This window comes from Janthinobacterium sp. GW821-FHT03C10, from assembly GCF_059420865.1.
The window spans coordinates 343,067-353,692 of sequence record NZ_JBWKUN010000007.1 but is presented as its reverse complement, the minus strand read 5'-3'; the positions used below and the strand labels follow the sequence as shown (position 1 = coordinate 353,692).

11 protein-coding genes are annotated in these 10,626 nt (G+C 68.8%); 3 read left to right on the top strand and 8 right to left on the bottom strand.

The window, feature by feature from the left end:
• Positions 1-122: 122 nt before the first annotated feature.
• Entirely contained in the window at positions 123-923 is an 801-nt protein-coding gene (locus tag AC07VH_RS23615; RefSeq protein WP_494787741.1) for a helix-turn-helix transcriptional regulator, read from the bottom strand.
• Positions 924-1,033: 110 nt separating this feature from the next.
• Here AC07VH_RS23615 and AC07VH_RS23610 point away from each other — a divergent pair, with 110 nt between their 5' ends.
• Positions 1,034-2,230, top strand: coding sequence for an MFS transporter (locus AC07VH_RS23610; RefSeq protein ID WP_494787740.1), 1,197 nt, complete (start codon positions 1,034-1,036; stop codon positions 2,228-2,230).
• Here the strand turns inward: AC07VH_RS23610 and AC07VH_RS23605 are convergent.
• Positions 2,227-4,533: a xanthine dehydrogenase family protein molybdopterin-binding subunit gene (locus AC07VH_RS23605; RefSeq protein ID WP_494787739.1), complete on the bottom strand. Its 2,307-nt coding sequence runs from the start codon at positions 4,531-4,533 to the stop codon at positions 2,227-2,229. The genes AC07VH_RS23610 and AC07VH_RS23605 overlap by 4 nt on opposite strands.
• The gene (locus AC07VH_RS23600) at positions 4,530-5,006 is read right to left on the bottom strand and encodes a (2Fe-2S)-binding protein (protein WP_489630020.1); all 477 of its coding nucleotides are present in this window, start codon (positions 5,004-5,006) and stop codon (positions 4,530-4,532) included. Before AC07VH_RS23600 ends, AC07VH_RS23605 begins: the two co-directional genes overlap by 4 nt.
• Positions 5,007-5,156: 150 nt before the next feature.
• On the opposite strand from AC07VH_RS23600, the gene mug reads away from it, so the two are divergent.
• A complete protein-coding gene (mug, locus tag AC07VH_RS23595) occupies positions 5,157-5,678 on the top strand; it encodes a G/U mismatch-specific DNA glycosylase (RefSeq protein ID WP_475414598.1) in 522 nt (173 codons plus the stop codon).
• Here mug and AC07VH_RS23590 read toward each other — a convergent pair.
• Entirely contained in the window at positions 5,659-6,573 is a 915-nt protein-coding gene (locus AC07VH_RS23590; RefSeq protein ID WP_494787738.1) for a LysR family transcriptional regulator, read from the bottom strand. The two genes, mug and AC07VH_RS23590, sit on opposite strands and share 20 nt — an antisense overlap.
• Positions 6,574-6,711: 138 nt before the next feature.
• Between AC07VH_RS23590 and AC07VH_RS23585 the strand changes: the two genes are divergently transcribed.
• On the top strand, positions 6,712-7,932 hold the full coding sequence (locus AC07VH_RS23585; RefSeq protein WP_494787737.1) for an MFS transporter: 1,221 nt from the start codon (positions 6,712-6,714) through the stop codon (positions 7,930-7,932).
• Between the two features lie 10 nt (positions 7,933-7,942).
• On the opposite strand, the gene AC07VH_RS23580 is transcribed toward AC07VH_RS23585, so the two are convergent.
• Genes AC07VH_RS23580 through AC07VH_RS23565 form a run of 4 tightly spaced genes read right to left on the bottom strand, consistent with a single transcriptional unit; the run spans position 7,943 to position 10,623 of the window.
• Positions 7,943-8,737, bottom strand: a complete 795-nt coding sequence (locus AC07VH_RS23580) for an anti-sigma factor family protein (RefSeq protein WP_494787736.1) — start codon at positions 8,735-8,737, stop codon at positions 7,943-7,945.
• Positions 8,734-9,255 (bottom strand): RNA polymerase sigma factor, encoded by a 522-nt coding sequence (locus AC07VH_RS23575; protein ID WP_494787735.1) that lies wholly within the window; start codon positions 9,253-9,255, stop codon positions 8,734-8,736. The genes AC07VH_RS23580 and AC07VH_RS23575 overlap by 4 nt, the downstream gene beginning before the upstream one ends.
• Positions 9,256-9,276: 21 nt before the next feature.
• Positions 9,277-9,648 carry a COG4315 family predicted lipoprotein gene (locus AC07VH_RS23570; protein ID WP_058050557.1) on the bottom strand — a complete coding sequence of 124 codons (372 nt, stop codon included), beginning with the start codon at positions 9,646-9,648 and terminating at the stop codon, positions 9,277-9,279.
• A gap of 57 nt (positions 9,649-9,705) precedes the next feature.
• Positions 9,706-10,623, bottom strand: a complete 918-nt coding sequence (locus AC07VH_RS23565; RefSeq protein ID WP_494787734.1) for a DNA-3-methyladenine glycosylase family protein — start codon at positions 10,621-10,623, stop codon at positions 9,706-9,708.
• Positions 10,624-10,626 lie beyond the last annotated feature (3 nt).

Below are 10,626 nucleotides of genomic sequence, written 5' to 3'. Positions count from 1 at the left end.
CGGGGTGGAGCAGTCTGGCAGCTCGTCGGGCTCATAACCCGAAGGTCACAGGTTCAAATCCTGTCCCCGCAACCAATTCGAAGCCGCTGGTTCCTCGCAAGAGGGCCAGCGGTTTTTTCGTTCTACGGCGCGATGTCGTCTGCCAGCTGGCGCGCATACACGACCAGCCGCAAGTGGCGGTCCGCATCGATGGTCAGCGAGGTGTGCTCGTACGCGGCCTGCTCGCCATCGATTGTCAGACGGCGCACGCCGGCACACGGCGCATGCACGTCATGGCGGCGCCACCATAGCTTGAACTCGGGCGAGACCTTTTCCAGCTCTTCCACCAGCGCGTGGATGTCCGCTTCCTGCGTGGCGCGCGCATAGTCGCGGCGAAAGCTCGACAGCATCAGCGGCGCCTGCTCTTCCCAGCCGGCGAAGCGCGAGCGCAGCAGCGGATCGGTAAACAACAGCCACAGCAGATTGCGGCGCGCTGGCACATGCGCGCCGAAGCCGAACAGGGCGTCCGCGCCCGCATTGAGCGCCAGCACGTCCCAGCGCAGGTTGAGCACATACGCCGGATGCGCCAGCTCGTGCATCAGGCGGCGCACGGGCGGCGGCACCACGCAAAACGTCTTGCCTTCCTCGGCGGGCGGGCGCGCATGCGCCAGCAGGAACAGGTGGCGCCGTTCCGCCGCATCGAGTTTCAGCACTTCGGCCAGCTTGTCGAGAAAGGCGCTGGAGACGCCGATGTCGCGCCCCTGCTCCAGCCAGGTGTACCAGGTCAGCCCCACGCCGGCCAGCGCCGCGACTTCTTCGCGGCGCAAGCCCGGTGTCCTGCGCCGCCCGCCGCCGGGCAAACCCACGTCCTCGGGCGACAGCCGCGCGCGGCGCGCCTGCAGGTAGGCGGCCAGTTCGTGGCGGGTGCGTTGCAAGGTGCGCATGGTGGGGGTTTTCCGGTGAGGCTGTTGCTATCAGTAATAGCATAAACAGTTAAATTGTAATTGTTTATATTGTATTCCAGAATGCCTGCTTTCTTCCCGAAGGCTTGCCCATGTCTGACTATTCTTCCTCCCGTGCCGCAGCGCCTGCCGCCGCCGCGCTGCCCGCTACAGTCTACCTGATCGCCGTGGGCGCGTTCGCGCTGGGCATGGCGTCGTATGTGACGGCGGGCCTGATGCCGATGATCGCCGGCGCGTTTTCCGTTTCCCTGGCGATGGCCGCGCAGCTGGTGACGGCATTTACCCTGGCCTATGGTCTCGGCTCGCCCCTGGCCGTGGCCTTGCTGCCGGCGCGCGCGCAACGCGCCGGCCTGTTGCTCGCCCTGGGCGTGTTCGTGCTGGCGAACGGGGCCAGCGCGCTGGCACCCGGATTTGCCAGTCTGCTGGCGTGGCGGGCCATGGCCGGCATCGGGGCGGGCGTCTACCTGGCGCTGGGCATCGCGGCGGCGGCGGGGGTGTCGGCGCCGCGGCAGCGCGGCAAGGCCATCGGCGTGATCATGGGCGGCATGGCGGGCGGCACGGTGCTGGGCGTGCCATTGAGCTTGCTGCTGGCGCAGCAGCTGGGCTGGACGGCGGCCCTGTGGCTGGTGGCTTTCCTCGGTGCGCTGGCGCTGGCGGGCTTGCTGTGGAAGCTGCCCGCGCTGCCGGTGGCGCCGGCCATGTCGCTGCGCCGCAAGCTGGCCTTGCTGGCCGACGGGCAGGTATTGGCCATTCTGCTGGTGTCGCTGCTGGCGGCCATCGCCAGCCTGGGCATGTACACGTTTATCGCGCCGCTGCTGGCGTGGTCCGCGCACGGTGCCGCGCTGTCCGCCACGCCCTTCCTGTGGGCGTGGGGCGTGGGCGGCATCGCGGGCAGCGTGCTGGTCGGGCCATGGGCGGATAAGGTGGCGGCGCCGAAACTGACTTGGCTCATCCTGCTGTTGCTGGCGCTGGCCTTGTGCGCGCTGCCGCTGGCGGCCGGCTGGTCGGCGTGGCTGATGCTGGCGCCCATCGTGCTGTGGGGCGCGGCCGGCTGGGCCCTGCAAGTGCCGCAGAACCAGCGGCTGCTGGCCGTGCGCGCGCGGCAGGGCGACGGCAACCTGGCCATCGCCCTCAACGAATCGGCGCTGTACCTGGGCAGTGCCATCGGCGCCGCCGCAGGCGGGGTACTGCTCCTGCTGGACTGGCCCATGTGGCTGCTGGCGGCCGGCGCCGCCCTGGTTGCCGCCGCGGCGCTGCTGCTGCAATTGCCCGCCGCGCGGCGGACTTAAGCCCTTTTCGCCAGCTGCATGCCCACGGGCAGGGCGCGGATGCGCTTGCCCGTGGCGGCGAAGATGGCGTTGCACAGGGCGGGCGCGATGGGCGGCGTGGCCGGCTCGCCCACGCCGCCCAGCTCCATGTCCAGCGTGCCCGGCACCAGGTGCGTGTGGATCACGTGTGGCGCGTCGGCGGCGCGCAGCACGCTATAGTCGTGGAAATTGCTTTGCTCGACCTGGCCATTCTTAAAGCTGATTTCGCCGCTCATGGCCAGCGACAGGCCCATGATGCAGGCGCCCTCGATCTGCGAACGGACCCGGTCCGGGTTGATCTGCGGGCCGCAATCCATGGCGATATCGACCCTGGGCACGATGACTTCGCCGGCCGCGTTGATCTCCACTTCGATCACGGCCGCCACATAGGTGACGAAACTGTAGGACACGGCCAGGCCCAGCCCCCGTCCCTTGCGCAGCTTGCGGCCCCAGCCCGCCTTGGCCGTCGCCAGCTCGATCACGTGGCGCATGCGGCCTATGTCGACCGGATACTTCGCCGGGTCTTCGCCATAGTTCCAGCCGTCGGACAGGTCTGCCGGGTTGATCTTGCGCGCGGGACCCAGCAATGCCAGCAGGTAGTCGCGGTGGTCCTTCTTCGCCGCATGGGCCAGTTCGGCCGTGAACGACTGGATGGCGAACGCGTGCGGGATGTTCGACACGGAGCGGAACCAGCCGATGCGCGTGTGGGCCGGCACCTCGGGCACTTCGACGCGGATGTTCGCAATGGCGAACGGCACGTTGATGGCCGACATGCCCAGCTCGAACGGCGCCTGCTTGTTCGCGCCGGCGGCAAAGGTCGAGGTGATGGTGGGCGCGGCCGTGCGGTGCAGCCAGGCCGTCGGCATGCCATTCGCGTCCAGCGACGCTTCCAGCCGTTCGACGGACACCGTGTGCAGGTAGTCGTGCTGCAGGTCGTCGTCGCGCGTCCACGTCAGCTTGACGGGCGCGCCATCCATGGCTTGCGACAGCAGCGCCGCCTCGACGGCGAAATCGGGTTTCGATTTGCGCCCGAAGCCGCCGCCCAGCAAGGTCACGTGCACGGTCACGTCGTCATATGCCAGGCCCAGGGCCTTGGCCACGTTGCTGCGCATCGCCTGCGGCGCCTGCACGCAGGCCCACACTTCGGCCTTGCCGCCGGCGATGCGCACGGTGGCGGCGGGCGGCTCCATGGTGGCGTGGGCCAGGTGCGGCAGATAGTATTCGGCACTGAGCTTGCGCGCGGCGGGAGCGGCGGCCAGGGTGGCTACCGTCTTGCCCTGGTCGCGCGCCGGGCTGGCCGGCTGGCGCACGGCCGCTTCCAGGGTCTTGCGGAAGGTTTTCGAATCGTAGCCGCCGTTCGGGCCATCGTCCCATTCCAGCACCAGCGCTTCGCGGCCCTTGATGGCGGCCCAGGTATTTGTCGCGATGACGGCCACACCGCCCAGCGGATTGAACATGGCCGGCGGCGGACTGCCCGCCAGTTCGACGATGCGCAGCACGCCCGGCACTTTCAGGGCCGCCGTTTTGTCCACGCTTTTCAGCTTGCCGCCGAAGACGGGCGGACGGGCGATGACGGCATACGCCATCCCGTCGAGGCGCGTGTCGATGCCGAAGTGGGTATTGCCCGTGACGATGTCGTGCAGGTCGATGCCGCGCGTGCTGCTTTGGCCTATATAACGCAGCTCGCCCGCCGTTTTCAGGCTGATGCGCGCGCGCGGCGGCACCGGCAGTTTGGCGGCTTCCTCGGCCAGCGCGCCGAACGATAGCGAGCGTCCGCTGGCCGCATGCACGACCGTGTGGTCGACAGCTTTGACTTGCGTGACGGGCACGTCCCAGCGCACGGCGGCTGCCGTTTCCAGCATCAGGCGCGCCGTGGCGCCCACGTGGCGCATGGCGCGGAACGAGTGGCGCATGCTGCGCGAGCCGTCCGTATCCTGGCTGCCGTAGCGCGCTTCGTCGGCGGGCGCCTGCCGCACGCGCACCTGCGCCCAGTCGGCGCCCAGTTCGTCGGCCGCCACCATGGGCAGGCTGGTGCGGATACCCTGGCCCATTTCGGAGCGGTGTACAACAATGGTGACGATGCCGTCGGCGGCGACCGACAGGAAGACCAGGGCGTCGTCAACCACGCCGCCGGCCATCTTGTCGCCGCCGTATTTGACGGCGTCGGCCGCCATCACGAGGCCGGAAGGGCCGGCCATCAGGGTCAAGCCGGCCAGCGCGCCGGCGGCCTTGAGCCAGTTGCGCCGCGCGGGCGAATGTGCGGCGGCAGTGTCATGGCTGCTCATTTGGCCGCTCCTTTCGCGTGGATGCTGGCCGAGGCCTGCTTGATGGCCGCGTGGATGCGCGTATAGGTGCCGCAGCGGCAGATATTGCCGCTCATCGCTTCGCGGATTTGCCGGTCGTTCGGTCTTGGCGTCTTGTGCAGCAGGGCCGTGGCCGACATGATCTGGCCGGCCTGACAGTAGCCGCATTGGGGCACGCCGTGCTCCTGCCAGGCTTGCTGCAGCGCCAGACCGACCTGGTCGTCGCCCACCGCTTCGATGGTGGTGATCTTCTTGCCGGCGGCGGCCGACACGGGCGTCACGCAGGAGCGGATCGCTTCACCATCGAGATGCACGGTGCAGGCGCCGCACAGGGCCATGCCGCAGCCGAATTTGGTGCCGGTCATGCCCAGTTCGTCGCGCAGGGCCCACAGCAGGGGCGTGTCTTCAGGCAGCGCAAGGTCGTGCTGCTTGCCATTGATGGTCAGGGTCGTCATGTGTATTCCTCGGAGTGGGGGGATGCGGGGAAGCGCGACGGCCATCCGGCATATGGATGAGCGCATCAGTATGGGATGGTAGCACCAGCCGCCCTGCGCTGCAGGGCGGGGGCCGGTGGCATACTGCGGCTTCTGATATCGGAGTTTTCCATGACATACATCGCAGTGGCGCAGGGCTTGCCCGACATTCTCGCTCCCGGCTTGCAGGTGGTTTTTTGCGGCCTCAATCCCGGCGTGGACGCGGCGGCGGCCGGCCACCATTTTCTCGGCCGCGGCAACCGTTTCTGGCCCGTGCTGCACCTGGCCGGCTTCACGCCGCACCTGGTGGCGCCGCAGGACGACGCCAGCGTGCTCGGTTTCGGGCTGGGCCTGACGGCGGCCGTCGGGCGCCCGACCAGCCGCGCGGACCAGGTGGGAACGGATGAATTCGCGCAGGCGGCGGCCGGCCTGCAGCACAAACTGGCATTGATGCAGCCGCAGTGGATCGCCTTCCTGGGCAAGGCCGCCTACGCGGCGATGACGGGAAAACGCCAGCTGGAATGGGGCGAACAGCCCGAGCGCTTCGGCGGCGCCCGCGTGTGGATACTGCCCAATCCCAGTGGCCTCAATCGCGGCTATTCGAAGGAGCGGCTGGTCGACGCCTACGCGGAGCTCAGGCGCGCGCTGGGCTGACGTCCAGTTCCACCGCGCGCAACAGCGGCGTGACGAAATCGAGGAAGGCGCGCAATTTCAACGGCAGCGGCGCCTGCCCCTTGTGCAGCAGGCTGACGGGCAAGGGCGCCGCTTCGAACGGTGCGAGCACGATGCGCAGAGCATCGTCGCGCAGGGCATCCATGACCTGGTACGACAGCACGCGGATCACGCCCGCGTTCAGGGTGGCGGCGGCAATTGCCGCATCCACCGTATTGACGGCCAGGCGCGAATGCACGGGCACGGACTGCGTAGCCTTGCCCGTGCCGAAGACCCAGGCGCGCCGCGATTCCAGCACTTCGAAGCTGATGCAGGCATGGGTTGCCAGGTCGCCCGGCACCGCCGGCGTGCCATGCGTGGCCAGGTAGCCGGGACTGGCGCACACGACCCGGCGCACCGTGCCGACCCGCGTCCCCATGAAGCTGCTGTCGGGCAGGTCGCCGATGCGCACGGCCACGTCGACCTGCTCGTCCATCAGGTGCAGCACGCGGTCGGTCAGCACGAGCTTGATCTCGATGTCCGGATAGTGGGCTAGGAACGCCGCCACCACGGGCACGATGTGCAGGCGTCCGAACACGACGGGCGCCGTGATCGTCAGCTCGCCCTTCGGCGCCGCATATTCGCCCGTCGCCATGCGCTCCGCTTCGCCGATCTCTTCGAGGATGCGGCGGCATGCGGCCACGTAGGCATGGCCGGCTTCCGTCAGCGACAACTGGCGCGTCGTGCGGTGCAGCAGGCGCGTGTTGAGGTGCGCTTCCAGCGCCGCCACCTTGCGGCTTACGTTAGCCAGCGGCATGCCGAGATGGCGCGCGGCGGCCGACAGGCTGCCCGCGTCCACCACCGCCAGCAGGATGCTCATGGATTCCAGCCTATCCATCGATTGTTTTCATGTGCTGCCTATCAAATTTTGGAAGAATCATTCTCAATCTTATGGGATTCTCTTTCTGGATGCAAGTACGTAAGCTGGAGTCCTTCGCCGCGGCATGTTGCCGCGGTAACTTGAAAGGACAGCGCCATGCGTCCCACCCCGACTCTCCCACCCGATGCGCACACCGTGGCCGCCGCGCCGCGCGGCAAGATCCTCATGATGGCGGTGATCGCCGGCGCGGTGATCACCAACATTTATTGCACCCAACCTATCCTGCCCCTGATCCAGTCCGGCCTCGGTGTCGACCTGGCGGCCGTCAACCTGGTCGCCGGCGCGGCGCTGCTGGGCTTTGCCACGGGCCTGGCGCTGCTCCTGCCGCTGGGCGACCGCTATGACCGGCGCACCCTGGTGCTGGGGCAGATTGCGCTGGCCTTCGTTTGTGCCCTGGCGGCCGCGCTGGCGCCCGGCATCTGGGCGCTGATCGGGGCCTCGTTTGGCCTGGGCATCGTCAGCTGCGTGCCGCAGCAACTGGTGCCGCTGGCCGCGAGCATGTCGCCGCCCGGCGAGCGCGGCCGCTCTGTCGGGACGGTGGTCAGCGGCATCATGGTGGGCATCCTGCTGGGGCGCACGGTGGCCGGCGTGGTGGGCGAAGCCTGGGGATGGCGCGCCGTGTATGCCATGGAAGCGGCGTTCATGCTGCCCGTGTGGCTCGCGGCGGCAGCCTTGCTGCCACGGGGGAAACCCGGCACGGGCCTGTCTTACGCGCGCCTGCTGGCATCGCTGTGGCCATTGGCGCGCGACCATCGCCCCCTGCGTGAATCGATGCTGATCCAGGCGCTGCTGTGGGCTTGCTTCAATGCGTTCTGGGTCAACCTGGCGGCGTTGCTGGCCAACGGCCCATGGCACCTGGGCAGCGCCTGGGCCGGCGCCTTCGGCATCATCGGCGCGGCCGGCGCGCTGGCCGCCACTTTGGGCGGCAGGGCCGCTGACAGACTCGGTGCGCGCACGGTCATCGGCCTGAGCATCGCCATCGTGACGCTGTCCTACCTGCTGCTGGCGGGCGCCGCCTCGTCGCTGCTCTTGCTGGTGATCGGCGTCATCGTGCTCGATATCGGCGTGCAGGCTGCCCTGGTGGCCAACCAGACGCGCGCCTTTGCCGTCGATCCTGCCGCCCAGGGGCGCATCAACAGCCTGTACATGACGGCCACCTTTATCGGCGGCGCCGCCGGCGTGGCGGCCAGCGGCTGGCTGATGCAGCGTTACGGCTGGACGGGCGTGGCGGTGTTTGGTATCGCATTGGGCCTGCTGGCAGGCTGGATCCATCTGGCCGGGGCACGCGCACACCGGCGCGCGCCGGTGCTGCCGTAAGGGCTCGCCTTTAGCGCGGCTGCTCCAGCTGTGCATACACGGCGTCGGCGATCTTGCCCAGCTCCTGTTTGGGCAGGCTCGCCGAGAGGGCATAACCGAGCTGGCCGTCGATCCAGTAAAACACGCTCAAGTCCTTTTCCTGCGTGTAGCGGAAGGCCGTTTCCTGCTTGCCGGCCCGCTCCTTGGCCACGTACAGGGTCAGGCGCAGGCCTTTGCCATCTTCATACATGAATTGCGCCACGGGGCCGTCGCCATCGCCGGGCAGCAAACGCCCGCCGATCAGGTGGTAGCCGAGCGGCGACAGCGCAGGCGGCTGCAATTTGCTGCCCAGGCGTTTCGACAGCCATTGCACCAGGTGCGCCTCCTGTTCCACCCCCACCTCGACGGGGTGGCGCACTTCGGGCGTATAGACGGCATGGGCGATGGCGGCGCTGCGCGCCAGGGAGACCGGGCTGGCGCTGGCGGTCGCGCTGTTGCCGCCATCGCCGCCGCGCAGCAGCCAGCCGCCCGCGCCGCCCGCGAGCACCAGCACGACGGCCGCTGCCGCCTGCATGGCGGGGCGGCGCCAGGCGCCGTTCGCCGCCGGCGGGGCCGCCGCCTGCAGCAGGGCAGGCGGCACGGCTTCGTCCAGCACGGGATCGAACAGGGCGCGCAATTGCCGGTTCTGCTCGCGCCACGCATCGACCCTGGCGGCGTCCCCGGGATGCGCGCGCAGGTGGGCGTCGACGGCCGCGTACTGGTCTTCGGGCAGGACGCCGTCGGCCAGGGCGTGCAATTGCGCTTCGCTGATGGCTTGCGTTGTCATTTCACGACTTTCAGGGTGGGTGGGCCGCTGCCCTGACTGCCGGCAGGGCGGCCATCGAGCAAGGCGCGCAGCTTGTCGCGCCCGCGTGACAGGCGCGACATCACGGTGCCGACGGGGATATCCAGGGTGGCCGCCACCTGCTCGTACGGCATCTGCTCGAGCGCGACGAGCAGGATGACTTCGCGCTGTCCCAGCGGCAAACGGGCCAGCGCCGCATCCATCTCGCCGATGGCGATGGCTTGCCCGGGCGCGCGCTCCGGCGCGGGCAGCACGGCATCGTCGTCGAGCTCCTGCAGCGCCAGGCCGGGGCGGCGCAACTGGTCCACGTGCAGGTTATGCATGATGGAGAACAGCCAGGGCCGCATCTCGCCGCCGCGCTGCTCCAGCTTGCGCCAGGCCCGTTCCACGGTGTCCTGCACCAGGTCGTCCGCGTGCAGGGCGCCCGCCAGCGCGCGCGCATAGCGGCGCAGGCCGGGCAGGCACGCTTGCAGCTGACGGCTATCCTCTTGCGTGGTCATCGTGGCGGCGGGCAGGGGGGCTTACGGCTTGACGACGTGCCACACGTTCTTGAAATTGTCGCCGGCCACGTCGCCCGGCTTCTTGTCTTCCTTGTACAGGTACAGGGGCTTGCCCTTGTAGGTCAGCTGCATGGCGCCGTTGTCTTCGCGCTTGATGCTGCCATACGGGGCGGCGGGCGCCGCTTCGGTGGCGATGACGGCGGGCCAGGCGACGAGGCAGCCGCCGCTGCAGGCGCTCTTGCCGCTGTCGGCGACATCCTTGTCGAACACATACACGGTCATGCCGCTGGCGTTGACCAGCATGCCGTTGGCGGGCATGACGTCGGCGGCGAAGGCCAGCGGGGCGGACAAGGCGGTGAAAAGGGCGGTGGCGGCGAAAGTGGTAAAGCGCATGATGGTCTCCTTGAGGTTTGGTGGGCTTGCAAGGGATAGACGCCTGCCGCCCGCCGTTTATTCCCGCGCGTTTGACATATTTTTTGTCGGCGCATGCAGGCTGGCCCACAGGTGGGCGGCCGCCATGGTGCGGTGCGGCGCGTACTGGCGCAGCCATTGCTCCGTGCGCGCCATGTCCGGTTTCGTTTCTTCGCCGAGCAGCTTTTGCAGGGCGGCGCGGATGGCCACGTCGCCGTGCAGCGAGCAGTCGGCATAGCCGTAGCCGCGCAGCAGCGCGTAATTGACGGTCCACGGGCCGATGCCCTTGACGGCCAGCAGCGCCTGCGAAATGGCCGCCACCTCGCCGGAAGGGGGCAGTTCCAGCGACAGCGCTCCCTCGTCGACCAGGCGCGCCAGGCGCAGCACGGTTTCCGCCTTGGCGCGCGAGAATTTGCGGCTGGTCAAATCCTCAATCTCCAGCCGCGCCACGTCGCGCGCCTCCGGGTAGCACCACAAACCGCTGGCGTGCCGGCGTCCCGCCTGCAGAATAAACGAGCGGCGCAGGGCGATGGCGAACGACAGGTTGATCTGCTGGCCGATGATGGCCCAGGTCAGCGCCTCGAACGGGCTGGCCGATTGCACGATGCGCAAGCCCGGATTGAGCTGGACCAATGGCGCCAGCAGCGGATCGGCGGCGGCCAGCCGGGCGAAGGGCTGCGGGTCGATACGCAGGCCGAGGATGTTGAGCAGGGCGCCGTGCAGCGCCGTTTGCAGAGCGTCGCTGGCGCTGTCGTCGATCTCGGCGCGGCAGACGGCCGCATCGTCCGTGAAAGCCACGTCCAGCACCACGGGCACGCCGGCAAGCAGGATGCCCTTGCGCAGGCCTGTCGGCGTGACTTGTTCCGCGACGGCTTCCCCGTCGCGGCTGTGAAAGGCGATGACGTCGTCGCGGCGGTAGCCGGCGGGCAGGGGAAGGGTCCAGTGCAGCAGGTTCATGGT

Bases quoted from the DNA above. Each gene is read 5' to 3' on its own strand.
- AC07VH_RS23615 (WP_494787741.1), bottom strand. From the start codon at position 923: ATGCGCACCTTGCAACGCACCCGCCACGAACTGGCCGCCTACCTGCAG.
- AC07VH_RS23610 (WP_494787740.1), top strand. From the start codon at position 1,034: ATGTCTGACTATTCTTCCTCCCGTGCCGCAGCGCCTGCCGCCGCCGCG.
- AC07VH_RS23605 (WP_494787739.1), bottom strand. From the start codon at position 4,533: ATGAGCAGCCATGACACTGCCGCCGCACATTCGCCCGCGCGGCGCAAC.
- AC07VH_RS23600 (WP_489630020.1), bottom strand. From the start codon at position 5,006: ATGACGACCCTGACCATCAATGGCAAGCAGCACGACCTTGCGCTGCCT.
- mug (WP_475414598.1), top strand. From the start codon at position 5,157: ATGACATACATCGCAGTGGCGCAGGGCTTGCCCGACATTCTCGCTCCC.
- AC07VH_RS23590 (WP_494787738.1), bottom strand. From the start codon at position 6,573: ATGGATAGGCTGGAATCCATGAGCATCCTGCTGGCGGTGGTGGACGCG.
- AC07VH_RS23585 (WP_494787737.1), top strand. From the start codon at position 6,712: ATGCGTCCCACCCCGACTCTCCCACCCGATGCGCACACCGTGGCCGCC.
- AC07VH_RS23580 (WP_494787736.1), bottom strand. From the start codon at position 8,737: ATGACAACGCAAGCCATCAGCGAAGCGCAATTGCACGCCCTGGCCGAC.
- AC07VH_RS23575 (WP_494787735.1), bottom strand. From the start codon at position 9,255: ATGACCACGCAAGAGGATAGCCGTCAGCTGCAAGCGTGCCTGCCCGGC.
- AC07VH_RS23570 (WP_058050557.1), bottom strand. From the start codon at position 9,648: ATGCGCTTTACCACTTTCGCCGCCACCGCCCTTTTCACCGCCTTGTCC.
- AC07VH_RS23565 (WP_494787734.1), bottom strand. From the start codon at position 10,623: ATGAACCTGCTGCACTGGACCCTTCCCCTGCCCGCCGGCTACCGCCGC.